This is a genomic window from Kineosporiaceae bacterium SCSIO 59966, assembly GCA_020881835.1.
Lineage (GTDB): Bacteria > Actinomycetota > Actinomycetes > Actinomycetales > SCSIO-59966 > SCSIO-59966.
On sequence record CP052876.1, the window covers coordinates 1,229,979 to 1,250,504 of the forward strand.

Consider the following 20,526-nt stretch of genomic DNA (forward strand, 5'->3'; position numbering starts at 1 on the left):
GGACCAGGAGGTCAGGTGCCCGACGAGGTGGTCACGCGCAACCCGGCGGCCGTCAGCCCGCCCGAGGCCCTGCTGCGCCCGTCGGAGCCCGTCGACGCCGTCGCCCCGGTCGTCTCGACAGCCGACACCACTGCACCTGGCACCACTGCACCTGGCACCACGTCGCCCGGCACCCGGACCCCGGCCACCCCCGCGACGCCGTCCGAGTCGGCCCGCCCCGTCGAGACCGGCGGGGTCGGCCTCAAGCGGCGGCTGGCCCGACTCGGGCGGCACTCCACGACCGTCTCCCCGGTGCTCGAGCCGTTGCTGCGCTCGGTGCGGGCCAACCACCCGAAGGCGGACGTGTCCGTCCTCGAGCGCGCCTACGCCGTGGCCGAGCAGGCTCACCGCGGGCAGCGCCGCAAGAGCGGGGACCCCTACATCACCCACCCGGTCGCCGTCGCGACCATCCTCGCTGAGCTCGGGATGACCCCGGCGACCCTGGCGGCGGCCCTCCTGCACGACACGGTCGAGGACACCGACTACACCCTGGACAAGCTCCGCGCCGACTTCGGCGAGGAGATCGCGATGCTCGTCGACGGGGTGACCAAGCTCGACAAGCTCGCTTACGGCGACGCCGCTCAGGCCGAGACCGTCCGCAAGATGGTCGTCGCGATGGCCCGGGACATCCGGGTGCTGGTGATCAAGCTCGCGGACCGGCTGCACAACGCCCGCACGTGGCGGTACGTCTCGCCGGAGTCGGCGCAGCGCAAGGCCCGCGAGACCCTGGAGATCTACGCCCCGCTCGCGCACCGGCTGGGCATGAACACCATCAAGTGGGAGCTGGAGGACCTGTCGTTCGCGACGCTCTACCCGGGCGTGCACGACGAGATCGTCCGCCTCGTCGCCGAGCGCGCGCCCGCCCGCGAGGAGTACCTCAACGGCGTCCGTGAGCAGATCGCCGCCGACCTGCGGGAGTCGCGGATCAAGGCGGTGGTCACCGGGCGGCCGAAGCACTACTACTCCGTGTACCAGAAGATGATCGTGCGCGGCCGCGACTTCGCCGACATCTACGACCTCGTCGGCGTCCGGGTGCTCGTCGACACGGTCCGGGACTGTTACGCGGTGCTCGGCGCCCTGCACGCCCGGTGGAACCCGGTGCCGGGGCGGTTCAAGGACTACATCGCGATGCCCAAGTTCAACATGTACCAGTCGTTGCACACGACGGTCATCGGGCCTGGCGGCAAACCGGTCGAGATCCAGATCCGCACCCACGACATGCACCGCCGCGCCGAGTACGGCGTGGCCGCGCACTGGAAGTACAAGGACCGCGCCGTCGCCGGCGGTAAGCCGGCAGAGACCGGCAGCACCGGCTCGGTCAACGACATGGCGTGGCTGCGCCAGCTGCTGGACTGGCAGCGCGAGACCGAGGACCCCGGGGAGTTCCTCGACTCGCTGCGCTTCGAGATGAACGCCCGGGAGGTGTACGTCTTCACCCCCAAGGGCGCCGTCGTCGCGCTGCCCCACGGCTCCACCCCGGTCGACTTCGCCTACGCCGTGCACACCGAGGTAGGGCACCGGACGATGGGTGCCCGGGTCAACGGCCGGCTGGTGCCGCTGGAGTCCCAGCTCGACAACGGCGACGTCGTCGAGGTGCTGACGTCCAAGGTCGAGGGCGCCGGCCCGAGCCGGGACTGGCTGACGTTCGTCAAGAGCCCGCGGGCCCGCAACAAGATCCGGCAGTGGTTCTCCAAGGAGCGCCGCGAGGAGGCGATCGAGCACGGCAAGGACGCCATCGCCAAGGCGATGCGCAAGCAGCACCTGCCGCTGCAGCGGCTGATGTCGCACGAGTCGCTCGTCGCACTGGCCACCGAGATGCGCTACCAGGACGTGTCGGCGCTGTACGCGGCCGTCGGCGAGGGCCACGTGTCGGCCGGGCACGTGGTGGAGCGGCTCGTCGCCGCCCTCGGCGGCGCGGACGGCGCGGAGGAGGACCTCGCCGAGGCGACGCTGCCGACGAAGGGCCCGCGCCGCCCCCGCACCGGCGACCCGGGCGTGGTCGTCAAGGGCGCCGACGACGTGTGGGTCAAGCTGGCCCGCTGCTGCACACCGGTGCCCGGCGACCCGATCATGGGCTTCGTCACCCGCGGGCACGGCGTGTCGGTGCACCGCAAGGACTGCGGCAACGTCGCCGGCCTGCTCGCCCAGCCGGACCGGGTCGTGGAGGTGGACTGGTCGCCGGGCTCGGCGAGCGTGTTCCTCGTCCAGATCCAGGTCGAGGCGCTGGACCGCTCCCGGCTGCTGTCGGACATCACCCGGGTGCTGTCCGACAACCACGTCAACATCCTGTCCGCGAGCGTGACGACGTCCCGGGACCGGGTGGCGATCTCGAAGTTCGCCTTCGAGATGGCCGACCCCAAGCACCTCGGGCACGTCATGAACGCGGTCCGTCGCGTCGACGGCGTGTTCGACGCCTACCGCCTCACCGGCCGCCGGACGACGCCGAGCCGGGAGCACGCGTCCGGCTGAACCGCCGCACCAGCTCCCGGGCCCGCACCGCCCACGGCCAGTGCTCCTGGTCGACGAGTGCCAGCACGTCCTCGACCTGCGCCCCGCGCGCCAGCAGGGCCGCGACCAGCGGCCCGGCGACGTCCGGGGGCAGACGCCGGGCGACGTCCGCCGCCGTCCGCGCCGGTGAGGTGAGCCGGACGCCGGCGACGGTCTCGATCTGGGCGGCCGGCACGTCGCTGGTCATCTCCCGGACGCCGGGAGGCAGCCGCCACGGCGCCACGGCGCGGGGCACGAGCAGGTCGACCGGTGCGGGGTCGACGTCAGCGCCGTGCGCCCAGGCGGCGGCGCGCAGCCCGACCACCCCGCGGGCCACGTGCTCGGGGCCGAGTACGGCTGCCAGGGCCGCCGCCCGACCGGACCGCCACGCCGCGGCCTGCACGGTCAGGTGCACCCGGTCGGTGACCCGCACCACCTGCCCGGCCCGGGCCAGGGCGGCCAGCTCGGCGGCCGGCAGGTCGACGTCGGCGCGCAGGACGGCGCCCGGCGGGCGGCGCGGCCGCAGCCAGTCCAACGGGTGCTCCTCGGTGGCCTCCACCCCGGCAGGATGCGCCGCCTCCGCCCCGGGCCGCCGGTCCGGTTGTGGACGGCGCGCGAGCTGTGGCCCGGTCAGCCGGAGAAGTCCTCCGCCGCCCGCCGGACCTGCTCCAGCCACGACCGCCGCGCGGCGAGGGCCTCCTCGGCGTCCCGCACCCGCCGGTCGTCACCGGAGGCACGCGCGGACTCCAGGTCGGTCTCGAGGGCGGCGATGGACTGCTCCAGCTGCTCCAGCGCCCCGGTCGCCCGGGCCCGGGCCTCCGGGTTGGACCGCCGCCACCGCTCCTGCTCAGCGTCCGCGACCGCCTGCTCGACCGCCCGCATCCGCCGTTCCACCCGCTGCACGTCCCCCCGGGGCACCTTGCCGGCCCGCTCCCAGCGCTCGGCGATGTCCCGCAGCCGGGCACGGGCGGCCCGGACGTCGGTCACCGGCAGCAGCGCCTCCGCCTCGGCGAGCAGCTGCTCCTTGACCGCGAGGTTCGCCGTGTACTCCTGGTCCTGCTCGGCCTGGGCGGCGTTGCGGGCGGAGAAGAACCGGTCCTGGGCGGCGCGGAACCGGGCCCACAGCGCGTCGTCGTCCTTGCGCGCCGCCCGGCCCGCCGCCTTCCACCGGTCCATCAGCGACCGGAACGCCCCCGACGTCGGGCCCCAGTCGGTGGAGTCGGCGAGCTCCTCGGCCTCGGCGACGATCTTCTCCTTGACCGCCCGCACCTCGTCGTGCTGCTTCTCCAGGGTGGAGAAGTGCGTGCGGCGCTTGCGGTCGAACGTCGTGCGGGCGTGGCTGAACCGCTTCCACAGCTCGTCCTCGACCGGCTTGTCCAGCCGGGGCCCGGAGCGCTGCGCCTCCTTCCACGCGTCGAACAGCTCCCGGAGCCGGTCGCCGGTCTGCTTCCACTGGATCCGCTCGGGGTCCTCGGCGGCGAGCCGCTCGGCCTCCTCGACGAGGGCGAGGCGGGCGGTGCGGGCGGCCTCCCGCTCGGCGGACCGGCGGCGGTCGGCGGCCTTGCGCTGCTCGGCGGCCAGGGCGTCGAGCGCCTCGACCCGCGCCGCCAGGGCGTCGAGGTCCCCCACCGCCTTCGCGTCGGCGAGTGCCTCGCGCAGCGTGCGCAGCGCCCGGTTCGCGTCCTTGGGGGCGACGTCGGTGGTCGTGAGCCGCTGCTCGAGCAGGTCGGCCTGGGCGACCAGGTCGTCGTACTTGCGGCCGAAGTACGCCAGCGCCTCCTGCGGGCTGGCGCCGGGGTAGCTGCCGACCGGCCGCTCGCCGTCCCCGGTGCGGACGTAGACCGTGCCGTCCTCGGCCACCCGGCCCCACCGGGCGGGGTCGCTCGCCGGCCGGGCCGGGACGACGACCGCCGGTCCGGGGGCCTCGGCCGCCGGCTGCTGGGCCCGCTCGGCGGGGCGGGGGACCGGTCGGGGCACGGGACGCGGCGTCGGACGCGGCGTCGGACGCGGCGCGCCAGGTCGGTGCTCGGACTCGTTGTCCACCACCGGGTTCTCCTCGGGGACGGGGTTGTGCGGGGTCGTGGTCACTGCACCGTCACCTGCTCCAGGCTGACCGGCCAGGCGGGGGAGCCGTCCGTGGCGCCGCCCTCGACGCCGCCCTCGGCGACCTGCCGGACGACGTCCAGGCCGTCGGTGACCCGGCCGAAGACGGTGTACCCGCCGGCGGAGTCCGACGGGATGGTCGAGTCCTCGTAGACGAGGAAGAACTGCGAGCCCTGGCTGCCGGCGTCCCCGCCGACCCGGGCCATCGCCAGGGTGCCGGCCGGGTAGACGTCGTCGGCGGGGGCGTTCTCCACCGGGCCGAAGGTGTAGCCGGGGCCCCCGGTGCCGGTCCCGGTCGGGTCGCCGCACTGCAGCACGTGGATGCCCTCGGTGGTGAGCCGGTGGCAGGGGGTGCCGACGAAGAAGTCCTCCTGGGCCAGGGTGACGAACGAGGCCACCGCCTGCGGGGCCTGCTCACCGAGCAGGTCGACGGTGACGTCGCCGCAGGACGTCGCGATGGTCGCCGTCCAGGTGCGGCCCTCGGCCACCGACGGGTCCGGTGCCGTGTCGAGCTGCACGGGCTCGGCCGGGGGCGTCACGGTCGGCGCGGGGCACGGGCTCGCCGCGTCGGCGGTCCCGGTGGCGGCGTCGGTGGGGGAGGTCTGCGCGGTCGCGGCGTCGGTGGGGGTCGCGGTCGCCTCCGGCTCGTCGTCGCCACCGAGCGCGAGCCACGTCACCCCGCCGACGACGGCCAGCACCGCGACGGTGGCGGCCACCACGAGCAGGGCCCGGCGGCGCCGCCGGGCGGCGGCCTGCCGGGCGGCCTGGCGGTCCCGCCACTTCTCGTAGCGGCGGCGCTCGTACTCGCGCTCGCGCTGGCTCGGCGACACTCGGGCTCCTTCCCCTGCTCGGGACGCGCAGTCTATTCAGCAGGGCCCGTCGATAGGCTCGCCCGGTGCTCGTCACCGGATTCCCCGCCGCCGCCTTCGGGACCAACTGCTACGTGCTGGCTCCCGGCGCCGGTCAGGAGTGCCTCGTCGTCGACCCCGGCGTCGGCGTCCTGGACCGGCTCGCCGAGGTGCTGCGCGAGCACCGGCTGCGCCCGGCCGCCGTCCTGCTCACCCACGGCCACCTCGACCACGTCTACTCGGTCACCCCGGTGTGCGGGGCCCACGACGTCCCGGCGCTGATCCACGGGGAGGACGCCTACCGGCTCGCCGACCCGATCAGCACCCTGGACCCCTCCCTCGTCGGCATGCTCGAGCAGCAGTTCGGCAGCGCCGCGGCCTGGGCCGAGCCGGACGACGTGCGCACCCTCGTCGACGGCGAGCGGCTCGCCCTGGCCGGCATCGACCTCACCGTGCAGCACGCCCCCGGGCACACCGAGGGATCGGTGATGTTCACCGTGGACGACGTGCCGGACGGCCTGCGCGTCGAGGACGCCGCGGCGCCGCCGACCGCGACGACGCTCAGCGGGGACGTCCTGTTCGCCGGCAGCATCGGCCGCACCGACCTGCCCGGCGGGGACCACGCTGCGATGCTGCGCTCCCTGCGGGACGTCGTCCTGCCGATGCCCGACGACCGGCTGGTGCTGCCCGGGCACGGGCCCGCGACGACGATCGGCCGGGAGCGGGCCAGCAACCCCTTCCTGCTGGAGGTGGCGCGCTGATGGCCCGCCCGACGCCGCTGTCCGGGTTCCCCGAGCTCCTGCCCGCCGACCGGGTCGTCGAGCAGCAGGTGCTCGACTCGCTGCGCGCCACCTTCGAGCTGTACGGGTTCGCCGGCATCGAGACCCGCGCCGTGGAGCCGCTGTCCGTGCTGCTGCGCAAGGGCGAGATCGACAAGGAGGTGTACGTCGTCCGCCGGCTGCACGCCGACGACACCGGCGAGGACGCCGGCGGTGACCAGCTCGCCCTGCACTTCGACCTCACCGTGCCGTTCGCCCGGTACGTGCTGGAGAACGCCGGCCGGCTGCAGTTCCCGTTCCGCCGCTACCAGATCCAGAAGGTGTGGCGCGGGGAGCGGCCGCAGGAGGGGCGTTACCGCGAGTTCCTCCAGGCCGACATCGACGTCGTCGACCGCGACACGCTCGCCCCCCACCACGACGTGGAGATGGCCCGGGTCATGGTGGACGCGCTGTCCCGGCTGCCGCTGCCCGGCGTCCGGCTGCAGCTCAACAACCGCAAGCTGATCGAGGGCTTCTACCGGGGCCTGGGTGTGGACGACGTCGCCGCCGTCATGCGCGTCGTCGACAAGCTGGACAAGGTGGGCGCCGACGAGGTGGCCCGTCAGCTGCGCGAGGACGTCGGGCTCGACGACGCCCAGGTCGCCGGGTGCCTGCGGCTGCCGCAGCTGAGTGCCGGCGCGGACGACGCGGCCGGGTTCGCGCAGCGGGTCCGGGCCCTGGGTGTGCAGCACCCGCTGCTGGAGGAGGGCCTGGCCGAGCTCGTCGCCGTCCTGGCCGGGTGCGCCGACCTGCGCTCGGAGCGGGTGGACGTCGTCGCGGACCTGTCCGTGGCCCGGGGCCTGGACTACTACACCGGCACCGTCTACGAGACCCGCCTGCTCGGCTACGAGCACCTGGGCTCGATCTGCTCGGGCGGCCGGTACGACGCGCTGGCCTCGGACGGGTCGACGACCTACCCCGGCGTCGGCATCTCCTTCGGGGTCACCCGCACCCTCGCGCCGCTGCTGGCCCGCGGGGCGCTCACCGCGTCCCGGTCGGTGCCGACCGCGGTCGTCGTCGCCGTCGTCGACGAGGCCCGCCGGGCGGACTCGGACGCCGTCGCCGCGGCGCTGCGGGCCCGCGGCGTGCCGACCGAGGTGTCGCCGTCCGCCGCGAAGTTCGGCAAGCAGATCCGCTACGCCGACCGGCGGGGCATCCCGTTCGTCTGGTTCCCCCAGGACGACGGCGGCCACGAGGTCAAGGACATCCGCTCCGGGGAGCAGGTGCCGGCGGACCCGGCGACCTGGACGCCGCCGGAGCAGGACCTTCGCCCCGTCGTCCGGGCGGCGGCGGACACGCCGGGCTGATCGCCGGACGGTTGCGCCGCGCTGTGCTTCGCTGACCCGGTGCGCACCCGTCCCCGGCTGCTGACCGTGCTCGCGGCGTCCGTCGTCGCCGTGGCCGCCGTGGCCGCCTGCTCCTCGCCCGGGCCCCAGCCGCAGGCCACCGCGACGCCGAGCACCGCCGCGCCGACGCAGGCCGCCGAGCCGGGCGGCAGTGGCGTGCGGGCGCCGTTGACCGGTGTCGAGGTCGCCGACCCGTCGGTCCTGGAGCGGCCCGCGGTCGCGGTGAAGGTGTCCGACGTCCGCCAGGCGCACCCGCAGGTCGGGGTCGACCGCGCCGACCTCGTCCTCGTCGAGCCGATCGGCGCGTCGTACACGCGGCTGGCGGCGGTGTTCCACTCCGAGCTGCCGCAGCGGGTCGGCCCGGTGCGCTCGGTGCGGCCGATGGACGCCGCGCTGCTGTCACCGCTGCGGCCGGTGTTCGCCAACACGATGGGCGCCGAGTGGGTGCTGCGCTACGTCGAGGACACCGGGGACCTGGAGAACCTCGGCAGCCTGACCGTGCACGCCACCGGCGCCTACCCGGTGGACGGCGACCGGCCCGCCCCCGACCACGTGCTGGTCGACCCGGCCCGGCTGCTCGAGCTCGCCGAGTCCACGCGCCCGCCGGCCCCGTACCTCGAGCACGCCGAGGACGTCGCCGGTGCCACCGCGGTCACCGACGGGCAGCCGGCCCGCCGGCTCACCGTCCCCTACGGCGCGCAGTGGACGGTCTCCTGGACGTGGGACGACGCGGACGGCCGGTACGAGCGGTCCGAGCCGTGGGGCCCGCACGTCACCGCGGCCGGCGACCGGCTCGGCGCGCAGAACGTCGTCGTGCTGTTCGTGGAGTCCCGGCGGGAGAAGCTCGCCGCGGGCTCCGGGCAGCCGGTCGACGTGCTGCAGGTCGTCGACGCCTCCGGGGAGCTGCTCGTCCTGTCCGGCGGGTCCGCGGTCACCGGCACGTGGCGCAAGGGGGCGCCGGGGGAGCCGTTCGAGCTCGTCACCGACGACGGCGGCCCGGTGCGGCTCGCCCCGGGCCGGACGTGGGTGGAGATGCCGCGGCCCGGCGCCGCCGTCGACGTGTCGTAGCGGCGTGCCCGGCCGGACGGGTCGCGGACGCCGGTCGCGGGGTCGCCCGGTGGCATGACGGCGCCCGGCCGTGGGTACGCCTGAGGCATGACCGGTCAGGACGGCACCAGCGACCAGAGCGACCCGCGGCGGGGGCGGCCCGACTACCACGACCCGACGTCCGGGATCGGCGGCGCCCCGCCGGCCCGCAGCGCGCTCACCCTGCGGCTGTGGCTGGCGGGGTTCGGCCTCGTGCTGTGCATCGTGCTCGCGGTGCTGGCGGCGCAGGCCGAGGTGTCGACCGTGCTCGTGGTCCTGCTGGCGCTCGGGGCACTGGTCGCCGCGGTGGACCTCGTCGTCGTGATCCGGCGCAAGCGCAGCGGGGAACCGGGCTGACCTGGACAGGGGTGTAGGAGCGTCTCCGGTAAGCAGTCGGGTTGACCAGGCAGCTCACTCTTCCTGACGACGACGGCCCCCGCCGCAGGACGCGGGACACCCGCCGGGGCCCAGCGGCGAGCGATCCGCTGCCTTGCGGCGCCGTCCACGTGGCGTAGCACCGGCGTCGGCGTCCTCACTGCACCACTTGGGTGACCGGCGGGTGTGGACTGTCGGAGGCGGTCCCTAGCGTCTCCTCGAGACCAACTCGACTCGAGGAGGACACCATGAGACGTCTCATAACGGTGGTGGGGGCACTTGCACTGTCCTTGTCGGTACTGACCCCTGCCCACGCTGCGGTCCCCGAGGCGCGCGACATCACCGACGCCTGCCCGCCAGGCGTCGAGCAGAACCTGCCGTTCACGGACGTGACCCAGTACGAGCAGGCCATCGGCTGTCTGTGGCACTGGGAGGTCACTCGTGGCACGACGACGACCACATACTCGCCGTCCGCATCGGTGACACGCGGCGACATGGCATCGTTCGTGGCCCGCGTCATCCGAGAGACCGGCTTTCCTCTGCCCGTCGGCGCGGACCACTTCACCGACGATGACGGCTCCCCGCGAGAAGACGACATCAACGCTCTGGCCACCGCAGGCGTCGTCCAAGGCGTTGGCGGAACGCGCTACGCGCCGGGTGACCGAGTGAACCGTGGGCAGATGGCTGCCTTCCTCGTTCGGTCCTACGAGCTTGTCTCCGGCACGGAGATGCCGGCAGGCAGCGACTACTTTCCCGACGACGACGGGCACAACAGGGAGGCGGATATCGACAAGGTCGCTCGCGCAGGACTGGCGGGCGGGTACGGGGACGGCACCTACCGGCCCGGGGCCTCGGTGCGGCGCGATCACATGGCGCTGTTTCTGGCACGCTGGCTCGATCTAGCGGTGGAGTCCGGGCTGGCGACGGCCCCGGCACCCACGCCCGGCGCGTCCACGTTCGGGCCAGGGACACACCTTGTCGGGCGTGACATCCAGCCAGGTCTGTACACCACGACGGTGGATGGCTACTGCTACTGGGAGCGCCTCTCCGGCACGAGCGGGGACTTCGACGACATCATCGCGAACGACTTCACCAGTGGCGCCCGGATCTACGTGCAGATCCTCGCAACCGATGTCGCCTTCTTCTCCGATGACTGCGGTACCTGGCGTCCGGCTTCGACCTCGGGAACACCGGGCACCACGATGAGTGACGGCATGTGGCGCATTGGAATTGACGTCAAGGCCGGAACGTACCGCGCCGAGCCGGTCGAGTCCTGCTACTGGGAACGACTCAGCGGTGCTACAGGGGAGTTCGAGGACATCATCGCGAACGACTTCACCGATGGTGGACCTGTCGTGGTGACCCTCTCGCCGACGGACTGGGGCTTCGCGTCCTCGGACTGTGGTACGTGGACGTTGGTGAGCTGACAGACGCCCGTGGCCTGGCCGGCAGTGCTCGGCTGCCGGTCAGGCCAGTTCGACGACGCGGAAGGCCGGGGCCGCGAGTACGCCCGAGCGGCCGGAACCCGCTCGGAGGCCGTCGACGTGCGGCAGCGGGTTCGGTGCCGCGACCGCGGTTCCGTAGGATCGGGCGGTCCCCCGATCAGCCCGAGGAAGGAACCTCCGTGCTCCGCACCCACGAGGCCGGCACCCTGCGTGCCGACTCCGCCGGCCAGACCGTCACCCTCACCGGCTGGGTGGCGCGGCGGCGCGATCACGGTGGGGTCGCCTTCCTCGACCTGCGCGACGCCTCGGGCGTCGTCCAGGTCGTCGTCCACGACGAGTCCGTCGCGCACTCGCTGCGCAACGAGTACTGCCTGCGGGTGCGCGGGACGGTCGGCCGCCGGCCGGAGGGCAACGAGAACCCGGCCCTGCCCACCGGCGAGATCGAGGTGACGGCCCAGGACGTCGAGGTGCTCAGCGAGTCGGCGCCCCTGCCGTTCCAGATCGACGAGCACGTGGAGGTCGGCGAGGAGGCTCGGCTGCGGCACCGCTACCTCGACCTGCGCCGTCCGGGGCCGGCCGCCGCGCTGCGGCTGCGCTCCCGGGTCAACCGGGCCGCCCGCGAGGTGCTCGACGCGCACCGGTTCGTCGAGGTCGAGACGCCGACGCTGACCCGCTCCACCCCGGAGGGTGCCCGCGACTTCCTCGTCCCGGCCCGGCTGCAGCCCGGCTCCTGGTACGCGTTGCCGCAGAGCCCGCAGCTGTTCAAGCAGCTGCTCATGGTCGCCGGGATGGAGCGGTACTACCAGATCGCCCGCTGCTACCGGGACGAGGACTTCCGCGCCGACCGGCAGCCGGAGTTCACGCAGCTCGACATCGAGATGAGCTTCGTCGAGCAGGACGACGTCATCGCGCTGTCCGAGGAGGTCCTCGCCGCCCTGTGGCGGCTCATCGGCGTCGAGCTGCAGACCCCGTTCCCGCGGATGACCTACGCCGAGGCGATGGCCCGGTACGGCACCGACAAGCCGGACCTGCGGTTCGGCCTCGAGCTCGTCGAGTGCACCGACTTCTTCGCGGACACCCCGTTCCGGGTGTTCCAGGCGCCGTACGTCGGCGCCGTGGTGATGCCCGGCGGCGGCTCGCAGCCGCGCCGGCAGTTCGACGCCTGGCAGGACTGGGCCAAGCAGCGGGGGGCGAAGGGCCTGGCCTACGTCACCGTCGGCGCGGACGGCGAGCTCGGTGGCCCGGTCGCCAAGAACATCTCGGACGCCGAGAAGGCCGGCCTGGCCGCGCACACCGGTGCCGCCCCCGGCGACGCCATCTTCTTCGCGGCCGGCCCGGCGAAGTCCGCCCGGGCGCTGCTCGGCGCGGCCCGTCTGGAGATCGCACGGCGCACCGGGCTCATCGACACCGACGCGTGGAGTTTCCTGTGGGTGGTCGACGCGCCCCTGTTCGAGCCCGTCGCCGACACCGACGACGTCGCGGTCGGCTCCGGGGCGTGGACCGCGGTGCACCACGCGTTCACGTCCCCCAAGCCGGAGTCGATGGACACCTTCGACACCGACCCCGGCAGCGCCCTCGCCTACGCCTACGACGTCGTGTGCAACGGCAACGAGATCGGCGGCGGGTCGATCCGTATCCACCGCCGCGACGTCCAGGAGCGGGTGTTCGCGGTGATGGGGCTGTCACCGCAGGAGGCGCAGGAGAAGTTCGGGTTCCTGCTCGACGCGTTCGCCTACGGCGCCCCGCCGCACGGCGGGATCGCCTTCGGCTGGGACCGGATCGTCGCCCTGCTGGCCGGGGCCGAGTCGATCCGCGAGGTCATCGCCTTCCCTAAGTCCGGCGGCGGGTACGACCCGCTCACCGGCGCGCCGACGCCGATCACCCCCGAGCAGCGCCGGGAGGCAGGCGTCGACGCCGTGCCGAAGGCGCCGGCCCAGCCCGCCTGACCGGGTCGGGTGCGAGTGCGGGTCTGACCGCTGAGACCGCCGGCCGCGGCCGGGTCACTGCGGGCCGGACGTCGTCCCGGTCCGCCCGGCGCGCCGGCGAAGGGACAGCCCGACGGCGACGTCGATCACCCCGACGACGAGCGCCAGGACGATCAGGGACGACTCGCGCACCGTCAGCAGGTAGGCGATCGACCCCACGGTGACGAGGCCGCCGACGAGCAGGTAGCGGCGGGAGCGCTCGAGCAGCACCCGGCGCTCCTCGTCCGGGCCGTCGTGCCCCGCGCCGTCGGGCCGCGCGCCGTCGTGCCGCGGGTCATCGGGCTGTGGGTCGTCATGGCTCACGGGGGCAGTCTGGCAGCGGTCGGGGTGCCTGGGGTGTGGCGCCGTGGCCGGCCAGGGCGCGGCGGCCGGGACCGTGGACCCTGGTCCGGGCTGCTGCTGCACGGCAGCATCGGTCCCGGGTCCCGCCCCGGCGAAGGAGACCGAGATGACCGCGCTCGTGGTCTACGAGTCCATGTTCGGCAGCACCCGTGACGTCGCCGCCGCGGTGGCGGACGCGATCGGGGCGGTGATGCCCGTCCACCTCGTCGAGGTCGGTGCGGCCCCCCGGCAGCTGGACGTCGACTGCCGCCTGCTCGTCGTCGGTGGCCCCACGCACGCGTTCGGGATGAGCCGGACCAGCACCCGCCGCTCGGCCGCCGAGCAGGCCCCGCACGGGCTGGTGTCGCGGGGTGAGGGCATCCGCGAGTGGACCGAGGCGCTCCGTGCCCCGGGTCACCCCGTCGACGTGGCCACGTTCGACACCCGGGTGAACCGCCCGCGAGTCCCCGGTTCCGCGGCCAGCGCGGCGCTGCGTCGACTGCGGCACCTCGGTCTGCGCCCCGTCCTGGAGCCCGAGACGTTCTGGGTCACCGGTATGACCGACCCCATCTCGCTCGCCGAGGTCGACCGCGCCCGTGACTGGGGCCGCGCCGTCACCACGGCCGTGACCGCACCCGCCTGAGGGTGCCGAGCGGGCGGTGACCAAAGGCCCTTTGGTGCAGGAGCCGCACGGGCCAGATTGAGGCTGTCGGACCGCACGAGAGGGGTTGGTCACGATGGCGTTCACAGCGACGACCGGGCTGCACGACGCGGTGTCCAAGCTCATGAGCTGGCCGGTCGCCGCGGTCGACCTCGACGCCAGCCTGCGCCAGGTCGCCGAGGCGATGGCGAGCAACGAGGTGGGGGCCGCCGTCGTCATGACCGGGGACCACTTCGTCGGTGTGGTCTCCGAGCGCGACGTCACCAACCACCTCGCCGGCGGGGCGAACCCGGACCACCTGCTGGCCGAGGAGGTCGTCACCACCGCGCCGGTCACTGCCACCCCGGGCGACACGGTGCTCACCGCCGCCCGGTTGATGGCCGAGGCCGGCGTCCGGCACCTGCCGGTGGTCAACGCCGAGGACGGCGACGACGTCGTCGGGATGGTGTCCCTGCGCGACGTCAGCCTCGTCCTGCTGCGCGAGGTCGACCGGGACTGACGCGGGCGCGGGTCAGCACCCGCGAGGAGAACCGGTGCTCGGTGACGTAGCCGAGCCGGTCGTACACCCGCCGCGCCGGGTCGTTGTCGGCGTACATCCCGAGCGTGCACACCTCCGCGCCGTCGGCGAGCACGGCGCGGGTGATCCCGGCGGTCACCGCCCCGCCCAGGCCCCGGCCCCGCAGCTCCGGCAGCACCGCGATCCCGGCCAGGTGCGGCACGCCGGTGACCCGCTCGGTGTGGCCGGCGCAGGCCACGAGCCGGCCGGCGGGCTCGCGGATGCCCCACCACCCGCGGACGCCCTCGTCGCCGGGCCGGGCGCTGGTCCGGGGACTGGCGACGTCCAGCAGCGCGGCGACGTCCGGCTCCTCGTCCGGGCGGAGCCGCACGACGTGCTCCTCCCCGGGCTGCACCGACGGCGGGGTCTGCGTCCACATCCAGTCCCAGTCCGCCCCGTCGCCGACCCGCAGGCCACCGGGCAGCGGGTCGGGCAGCCGGGCCAGGGTGCCGACGGGCAGCGTCACCCGGCGGACCGGAGCCCCCTCGGTGAGGGCCCGGACGACGAGCCGGGCCGCGTCGTCCGGGTCGCCGAGGACGGTCAGCGAGAGGCGGCCGTGCCACCCGGCGTGCAGGACGCCCACCGCGTCCCCGACGTCCCAGCGGCGGTGCACCTGCTCCGGTGGCACCTGCCAGCGCAGGAACGGGTCCGTGACCGGCGCGCTCACTCGGTGACGCCGATCCGGTCGTGCAGCCGGCGCAGCGGCCGCGGGGCCCACCAGTTCCAGTCGCCGAGCAGCGTCATCGTCGCCGGCACGAGCAGCATCCGCACCAGGGTCGCGTCGACGAGCACGGCGACCGCGAGGGCCACCCCGACCTGCTTGATGATGAGCAGCTCGCCGGTGACGAACCCGAGGAACACGATGATGATGATGAGCGCGGCGGAGGTGATGATCCGCCCGGAGCGCTGCAGCCCCCGCTCGACCGCGGTGTCGTTGTCGGCGCCGAGGCGGTGCTGCTCGACGATCCGGGAGAGCAGGAACACCTCGTAGTCCATCGCCAGGCCGAACCCGAACGCGATGACGAGCGCGGGCACGAAGCTCTCGATGCCGCCGGTCGAGGTGAACTGCAGCAGCCCCTCCAGGTGGCTGTCCTGGAAGATCCAGACCAGGACGCCGAGCGAGGCGCCGAGCGAGACGACGTTCATCAGCAGCGCCTTGACCGGGACCAGCACCGACCCGGTCATGAGGAACAGCAGGACGAACGTCGCCAGGACGACGGACAGCACGGCGAGCGGGGCCCGTTCGCGCATGTCCGCGGTGAAGTCGATGAGGCCGGCGGCCTGCCCGGTGACCCAGGTGTCGAAGCCCGGGCGGTCGGCGCGCAGCTGCTCGACGACCTGTCTGGCCTGCTCGTTCACCGGGTCGGTGCCCTCGGCGTGGACCTCCAGCACGGTGAGGTCCCCGCGGCGCTGCGGAGGGTCGACGGACTGGACGCCGTCGAGGTCGGCGACCTCCTGCGCCCAGGCTGCGACGTCCTCGACCGGGGCGTCGGCGACGACGGTGACGTCGGAGCCGGCCGCGCGGGGGAAGTCCTCGCGCAGGTCGGTGAAGAACTGCCGCTGCGGGGAGGACGTCGGCAGCAGCTCCGGGCCGTCGGCGCGCAGCGTCATCGACACCGACGGGACGGCGAGCACGACGAGGACGACGAGGACGCCGGTGAACACCGCGACGGCGTGCCGCTGCACCCAGCGGGCCAGTCTGGAGAACCGGCCCTCGGCGGGGGCGACGTCCCCGAACCGGGTGGCCACGGCCCGCAGCCCCGGGACCCGGGTGGCCGCCCCGGGCCGGGCGAGCCGCTCGCCGGCCAGCACGATCACCGCCGGGACGAGGATGAGCGCCGACAGCAGCGCGACGACGACGACACTGATCGCGCCGAGGCCGATCGCCCGGAAGATGTCGGCGCGGAACATCAGCAGGCCGGTCAGGCTGATCGCGACGGTGAGGGCCGAGAACACGACGGTCCGCCCGGCCGTGCGCACCGTGGTGACCAGGGCGGCGTCCCGGGCGGCGCGCGAGCCGGCCCGGTGCCCGCCGCGCCGTTCGCGCAGCTCCTCCCGGTAGCGGGAGACGATGAGCAGGCCGTAGTCGATGCTCAGGCCGAGGCCGAGGATGGTGACGACGTTGACCACGGCGGCGTCGATGTCGAACAGGTACGACCACCCGAGCAGGGCGGCCAGGCCGCCGAGGATCGACGCCAGCGCCCCGATGATCGGCAGGCCGGCGGCGATGAACCCGCCGAACACGAACACCATGACCAGCAGGCTGATCGGCAGCGCGATGCTCTCCCCGCGGGTCAGGTCGACCCGGACCTGGTCGGTGATCTCGTCGATGAGGGTGGTGAAGCCGGCGACGCGTCCGCTGGCGCCGTCCAGGTCGTCGTCGACGGCCTCCAGCCGGTCGCGGACCTCGGCGAGCGCGGCGTCCTCGGCGGCGCCGTCCAGGTCGGCGTCCACGGTGACGGTGACGAGGACGGCGTCCTGGTCCTCGCTGACCAGGGGGGCGAGCTCGGGGACGTCGAGGGGTGTGGTGCCCGCCGGCGCCTGGGGCGGGACGAGCGGGGCGACGACGTCGGCGACGCCGTCCATGGCCTGCAGGTCGGCGACCGCCTCGCCGAGAGCGGCGGCCAGATCGGGGGACGCCGGGTCGACGCCTTCGAGCAGGAGGGTCAGCGACTCGCCGGTCTCGCCCTGATCGGCGAGCAGGTCCTGGGCGGTCTGGGACTCCCCGGGGACCTCCGGCGCGCCGGTGGTCAGGCGGCTGAACAGTGGCTCGTTGCCGAACGCGCCCAGGGCCGCGCCGCCTGCGCCGACCAGGACGAGCACCCAGCCGACGAGGGTGATGACCGGGTGCCGGGCGACGGACCGTGCCAGGGCGGCGAGCACGTACCGCAGGGTAGGGCGTCGGTGATCAGTGATCTGCGGCCGGTGCCGTGGGTGGCGGCCCGGGTGGGCGGCGCGCGCTGCGTAGTCTCGGCCCGTGGCCGATCTGTTCAGCCGGGACGACGACGACGCGCCCGCCGGGGAGCGGGGCACCACCCGGGCGCCGCTCGCCGTCCGGATGCGGCCGCGGACCCTGGACGACGTCGTCGGGCAGGGGCACCTGCTGGCACCGGGTTCGCCGCTGCGCCGGCTCGTCGAGGGCGGCGACGGCCGGGCCGGTCCGGCGTCGGTGGTGCTGTGGGGGCCGCCGGGGACGGGCAAGACGACGCTCGCTCACGTCGTGTCCCGGGCGACCGGGCGGCGGTTCGTCGAGCTGTCCGCGATCACGGCCGGGGTCAAGGACGTGCGCCGGGTGATGGAGGAGGCCCGCGACGCCCGGGACCTGCACGACCGGCACACGGTGCTGTTCCTCGACGAGATCCACCGGTTCACCAAGGCCCAGCAGGACGCGCTGCTGCCGGGGGTGGAGAACCGGTGGGTGGTGCTCGTGGCGGCGACGACGGAGAACCCGTCGTTCTCGGTCATCTCGCCGCTGCTGTCGCGCTCACTCGTGCTGACGCTGCGCCCGCTGTCCCAGGACGACGTCGCCGGGCTGCTGGAGCGGGCCGTGACCGACGAGCGGGGCCTGGCCGGTGAGGTGCGGGTCGAGCCGGCTGCGCTGGAGCACATCGTGCGGCTCGCCGGCGGGGACGCGCGTCGCGGGCTGACCGCCCTGGAGGCGGCCGCCGGGGTGGCGCTGTCGGAGGGCACCGACGTCGTCACCGTCGAGCACGCCGAGCGGGCCCTGGACGCGGCGGTGGTCCGGTACGACCGGGAGGGCGACCAGCACTACGACGTGGCCAGTGCGTTCATCAAGTCGATGCGCGGCTCGGACGTCGACGCGGCGCTGCACTACCTGGCCCGGATGCTCGAGGCGGGCGAGGACCCGCGGTTCGTCGCCCGGCGGATCATCATCGCGGCCTCCGAGGAGGTGGCGATGGCGGACCCGTCGGCGCTGCAGACCGCGGTCGCGGCGGCGCAGGCGGTGCAGCTCATCGGGATGCCGGAGGGCCGGCTCGTGCTGGCCCAGGCCGTCGTGCACGTGGCGACGGCGCCGAAGTCCAACGCGGTCACCTCGGCGGTCGCCGCGGCCACCGCGGACGTGCGTGCGGGGCGCGGCGGACCGGTGCCGGTGCACCTGCGCGACGCGCACTACCCGGGCGCGCGCCAGCTCGGGCACGGCAAGGGCTACGTGTACGCCCACGACGCGCCGCACGCCGTCGCCTCGCAGCAGTACGCCCCGGACGACCTCGTCGGGCGCGTCTACTACGAGCCCAGCGAGCGCGGGTTCGAGGCGAACGTGCGGACCCGCCTGGAGCGCCTGCGCGCCCTGCTGCGCGGGGAGTGAGGGCCAGGGCAGCGCGTCACCCTCCTCCTCCTCCTTCTCCTCCTCCTTCTCGCAGAATGCTGGGTTGTTGGCGCAACACGCCGCAGAAGCCCCTCAGAATCCAGCATTCTGTGGGGGCAGGGGGCCCATGCTAGGGGTTACCCCTTGAGGTGCGACGGCGGCACGAACCACGACCGGCCGTCCTGGCGCTCCGTGGCCCGGACCGCCCTCCGGTAGCCCGTCCGCAGCCGGGCGACGAGCCCGGAGTTGAACGGGCTCCGCACGTCCCGGAACATCGCGCGGACGACCGTCAGCCCGTGCGCCTCGAACAGCTCCTCGCGCACGTTGTCGTCGGCGTGCTGGTCCGCCTGCCGGTGATGCGCGCCGTCGAACTCGGCGACGAGCCCGCTCTCGACGTCCAGCAGATCCGGCTTGCCGAGCAGCGTCCCGTCGTTGGCGCACACCGGCACGTTGACCTGCGGCGGCGGCAGGTCGGCGTCCAGGCGCCACACCACCCGCATCAGGCTCTCTGGTCGGGACGCCGCCCGCGGGTCGAGCAGGGGCAGCGCGGCCCGGACCCGCGGCACACCCTTCCAGCCCGGCCGCTCGGCGGCGTACTGGGCCAGATCCGGCACGGGCACCTGGGTCACTCGCAGGACGGCGTCGAGGTCGGCGACGGCGGCGGGCAGTGAGGGAGCCATCCGTCCGACGTCGAAGGCGGTCCGCAGCGCGCTGGTGATCGGGATGTCCGGATAGTCCGGTGCGGCGACGACGTCCGCGTCGGTGAGCGTGCTGCGCAGGGGACGCAGCCCCGGCCGTGGTGCCCGGGCGCCGCTTCGACCCGGGCAGAAGACGACGTCGAGCAGCTCGCCGGCCCAGGTCGTGCCGTCGAGGTCGGGGACGCCGTGCAGCAGCGCGGCCGCCCAGGTCCCCAGCGGGACGCCCGGCAGAGCGGCGGCCGCGGCCAGGACGCGGGTGAGCCCCGCGTCGGCGTCGACCAGGACCGACTGGGTGACCCCCCGGTGCGGGTGGGACCACAGCGGGCCGGTGCGGGACCGGTCCCGGACGAAGGTCTCCCGCGACGACGGCCACGGGCCGGTGAACGCCTCGTCGGGCAGGGACAGCACGGCACCACGGTGCGCGGACGGGCTGCCTGGCGCTCGCCTCCGTGCGTCGTCTGGGGACAGGGCTGCTCGGTCAGCGGCCTGTGCAGGACAGGTCAGCCCACGGACCCCGCACAGAATGCTGTGGTTTTCACAGCTGTGGCGGCGTGTTGCGCCAACAACCCAGCATTCTGCGAGGTGGGGGGTGGGGGGTTGGCGCAGGGGCAGGGGGCAGGACGCAGGGCAGGAGGCAGGGCGCAGGAGCAGCGCGGGCAGCGGCGGGCGGCGGCGGGAAGGTAGGGTCGCCCGCATGTCCGTTGGAGATGTCGCGGGGCTCATCGCCGCGCTCGCGTTCGTGCTGCTCGTGGGCCTGCTGGCGGTGCCCCTGCTCAAGCTCGGGAAGGTCCTCGACGAGACCCGGACGACGATCCGCGGCATCTCCGAGGAGTCCGTCCCGCTGCTGCAGGAGGTCACCCAGACGGTGACCCACACCAACGACCAGATGGTCAAGGTGGACACCATCACGACGAACGCCGCGCAGGTCGCCACCAACGTCTCCGCGCTCACCGCCCTGTTCGCCGCCACGCTGGGCTCGCCGGTCGTCAAGGTCGCCGCCTTCACCTACGGCGTCCGGCAGGCGATCAGCGGGCGCGGCACCGGCGCCGGCCGTCTCCGCAGGAAGGGCTGATCCGTGCCACGACTGTTCTGGGCCGCTCTGGGTGCCGCCGCCGGCGTCGTCGTCGTGCGCAGGGTCACCAAGACCGCGCAGGCCTACACCCCCGAGGGGATGGCGCACGGGCTGGCCTCCATCGGTGAGGGCCTCAAGGAGTTCGCCGCCGCCGTCCGCGAGGGGATGGACCGCCGCGAGCAGGAGCTGCGCGTCGCCCTGGGCATCGACACCGGCACCCTGGACGCCGAGCAGGCCCGGCAGCTGCTGGAGGACCCGTCGGGCGACGACTCCACCCCGCGGCACAGCGCCTGACACCGCGCCCGCCCCACTGCCCGACCAACTGCCCGACCCACTGCCCGGCCCACCCCCGACCCGGG

19 protein-coding genes are annotated in these 20,526 nt (G+C 74.3%); 12 read left to right on the plus strand and 7 right to left on the minus strand.

Translation table 11 applies throughout. The annotated features are described in order from the left end of the window. The first annotated feature begins 252 nt into the window (after positions 1-252). Positions 253-2,508: a bifunctional (p)ppGpp synthetase/guanosine-3',5'-bis(diphosphate) 3'-pyrophosphohydrolase gene (locus tag HJG43_05830; protein ID UER55757.1), complete on the plus strand. Its 2,256-nt coding sequence runs from the start codon at positions 253-255 to the stop codon at positions 2,506-2,508. Here HJG43_05830 and HJG43_05835 read toward each other — a convergent pair. From HJG43_05835 to HJG43_05845, 3 genes are all read right to left on the minus strand, one after another. After that, a complete protein-coding gene (locus tag HJG43_05835) occupies positions 2,462-3,085 on the minus strand; it encodes a hypothetical protein (GenBank protein ID UER54137.1) in 624 nt (207 codons plus the stop codon). The two genes, HJG43_05830 and HJG43_05835, sit on opposite strands and share 47 nt — an antisense overlap. 71 nt (positions 3,086-3,156) lie before the next feature. Continuing rightward, positions 3,157-4,647 (minus strand): DUF349 domain-containing protein, encoded by a 1,491-nt coding sequence (locus tag HJG43_05840; protein UER55758.1) that lies wholly within the window; start codon positions 4,645-4,647, stop codon positions 3,157-3,159. Continuing rightward, a complete protein-coding gene (locus HJG43_05845) occupies positions 4,611-5,459 on the minus strand; it encodes a peptidylprolyl isomerase (protein ID UER54138.1) in 849 nt (282 codons plus the stop codon). Before HJG43_05845 ends, HJG43_05840 begins: the two co-directional genes overlap by 37 nt. A gap of 65 nt (positions 5,460-5,524) precedes the next feature. Here HJG43_05845 and HJG43_05850 point away from each other — a divergent pair, with 65 nt between their 5' ends. The 6 genes from HJG43_05850 (at position 5,525) to aspS (ending at position 12,493) form a co-directional block, all read left to right on the plus strand. Next, positions 5,525-6,238 carry an MBL fold metallo-hydrolase gene (locus HJG43_05850; GenBank protein UER54139.1) on the plus strand — a complete coding sequence of 238 codons (714 nt, stop codon included), beginning with the start codon at positions 5,525-5,527 and terminating at the stop codon, positions 6,236-6,238. Beyond that, complete coding sequence (locus HJG43_05855) at positions 6,238-7,602, plus strand: histidine--tRNA ligase (protein ID UER54140.1); 1,365 nt, start codon at positions 6,238-6,240, stop codon at positions 7,600-7,602. The genes HJG43_05850 and HJG43_05855 overlap by 1 nt, the downstream gene beginning before the upstream one ends. A 39-nt stretch (positions 7,603-7,641) precedes the next feature. Further along, a complete protein-coding gene (locus tag HJG43_05860; protein UER54141.1) occupies positions 7,642-8,709 on the plus strand; it encodes a DUF3048 domain-containing protein in 1,068 nt (355 codons plus the stop codon). Positions 8,710-8,796: 87 nt separating this feature from the next. Continuing rightward, entirely contained in the window at positions 8,797-9,084 is a 288-nt protein-coding gene (locus tag HJG43_05865; protein ID UER54142.1) for a hypothetical protein, read from the plus strand. Positions 9,085-9,350: 266 nt separating this feature from the next. Beyond that, entirely contained in the window at positions 9,351-10,529 is a 1,179-nt protein-coding gene (locus HJG43_05870) for an S-layer homology domain-containing protein (protein UER54143.1), read from the plus strand. Between the two features lie 197 nt (positions 10,530-10,726). After that, positions 10,727-12,493 carry an aspartate--tRNA ligase gene (gene aspS / locus HJG43_05875; protein UER54144.1) on the plus strand — a complete coding sequence of 589 codons (1,767 nt, stop codon included), beginning with the start codon at positions 10,727-10,729 and terminating at the stop codon, positions 12,491-12,493. A gap of 54 nt (positions 12,494-12,547) precedes the next feature. Here aspS and HJG43_05880 read toward each other — a convergent pair whose 3' ends face one another. Further along, on the minus strand, positions 12,548-12,835 hold the full coding sequence (locus HJG43_05880) for a hypothetical protein (protein UER54145.1): 288 nt from the start codon (positions 12,833-12,835) through the stop codon (positions 12,548-12,550). A 145-nt stretch (positions 12,836-12,980) separates the two neighbouring features. On the opposite strand from HJG43_05880, the gene HJG43_05885 reads away from it, so the two are divergent. Both HJG43_05885 and HJG43_05890 read left to right on the plus strand, forming a co-directional pair. Further along, positions 12,981-13,496, plus strand: a complete 516-nt coding sequence (locus HJG43_05885; protein UER54146.1) for a flavodoxin — start codon at positions 12,981-12,983, stop codon at positions 13,494-13,496. Positions 13,497-13,590: 94 nt separating this feature from the next. Beyond that, complete coding sequence (locus HJG43_05890; GenBank protein ID UER54147.1) at positions 13,591-14,013, plus strand: CBS domain-containing protein; 423 nt, start codon at positions 13,591-13,593, stop codon at positions 14,011-14,013. Here the strand turns inward: HJG43_05890 and HJG43_05895 are convergent. Both HJG43_05895 and HJG43_05900 read right to left on the minus strand, forming a co-directional pair. Beyond that, positions 13,976-14,737 carry a GNAT family N-acetyltransferase gene (locus HJG43_05895; GenBank protein UER54148.1) on the minus strand — a complete coding sequence of 254 codons (762 nt, stop codon included), beginning with the start codon at positions 14,735-14,737 and terminating at the stop codon, positions 13,976-13,978. The two genes, HJG43_05890 and HJG43_05895, sit on opposite strands and share 38 nt — an antisense overlap. Next, on the minus strand, positions 14,734-16,962 hold the full coding sequence (locus tag HJG43_05900) for an MMPL family transporter (GenBank protein UER55759.1): 2,229 nt from the start codon (positions 16,960-16,962) through the stop codon (positions 14,734-14,736). The genes HJG43_05895 and HJG43_05900 overlap by 4 nt, the downstream gene beginning before the upstream one ends. Positions 16,963-17,128: 166 nt before the next feature. Here HJG43_05900 and HJG43_05905 point away from each other — a divergent pair, with 166 nt between their 5' ends. Beyond that, positions 17,129-18,397 carry a replication-associated recombination protein A gene (locus HJG43_05905; protein UER55760.1) on the plus strand — a complete coding sequence of 423 codons (1,269 nt, stop codon included), beginning with the start codon at positions 17,129-17,131 and terminating at the stop codon, positions 18,395-18,397. Positions 18,398-18,534: 137 nt separating this feature from the next. On the opposite strand, the gene HJG43_05910 is transcribed toward HJG43_05905, so the two are convergent. Then, positions 18,535-19,503 carry a hypothetical protein gene (locus tag HJG43_05910; GenBank protein ID UER54149.1) on the minus strand — a complete coding sequence of 323 codons (969 nt, stop codon included), beginning with the start codon at positions 19,501-19,503 and terminating at the stop codon, positions 18,535-18,537. A gap of 286 nt (positions 19,504-19,789) precedes the next feature. On the opposite strand from HJG43_05910, the gene HJG43_05915 reads away from it, so the two are divergent. Together HJG43_05915 and HJG43_05920 are read left to right on the plus strand one after the other, a co-directional pair. Then, positions 19,790-20,167 carry a DUF948 domain-containing protein gene (locus tag HJG43_05915; GenBank protein UER54150.1) on the plus strand — a complete coding sequence of 126 codons (378 nt, stop codon included), beginning with the start codon at positions 19,790-19,792 and terminating at the stop codon, positions 20,165-20,167. A gap of 3 nt (positions 20,168-20,170) precedes the next feature. Then, positions 20,171-20,461 (plus strand): hypothetical protein, encoded by a 291-nt coding sequence (locus tag HJG43_05920; protein ID UER54151.1) that lies wholly within the window; start codon positions 20,171-20,173, stop codon positions 20,459-20,461. Positions 20,462-20,526 lie beyond the last annotated feature (65 nt).

Excerpts from the sequence above, each read along its gene's own strand:
- HJG43_05885 (UER54146.1), top strand. The coding sequence starts at position 12,981 with ATGACCGCGCTCGTGGTCTACGAGTCCATGTTCGGCAGCACCCGTGAC.
- HJG43_05905 (UER55760.1), top strand. The coding sequence starts at position 17,129 with ATGCGGCCGCGGACCCTGGACGACGTCGTCGGGCAGGGGCACCTGCTG.
- HJG43_05915 (UER54150.1), top strand. The coding sequence starts at position 19,790 with ATGTCCGTTGGAGATGTCGCGGGGCTCATCGCCGCGCTCGCGTTCGTG.
- HJG43_05870 (UER54143.1), top strand. The coding sequence starts at position 9,351 with ATGAGACGTCTCATAACGGTGGTGGGGGCACTTGCACTGTCCTTGTCG.
- HJG43_05890 (UER54147.1), top strand. The coding sequence starts at position 13,591 with ATGGCGTTCACAGCGACGACCGGGCTGCACGACGCGGTGTCCAAGCTC.
- HJG43_05855 (UER54140.1), top strand. The coding sequence starts at position 6,238 with ATGGCCCGCCCGACGCCGCTGTCCGGGTTCCCCGAGCTCCTGCCCGCC.
- HJG43_05865 (UER54142.1), top strand. The coding sequence starts at position 8,797 with ATGACCGGTCAGGACGGCACCAGCGACCAGAGCGACCCGCGGCGGGGG.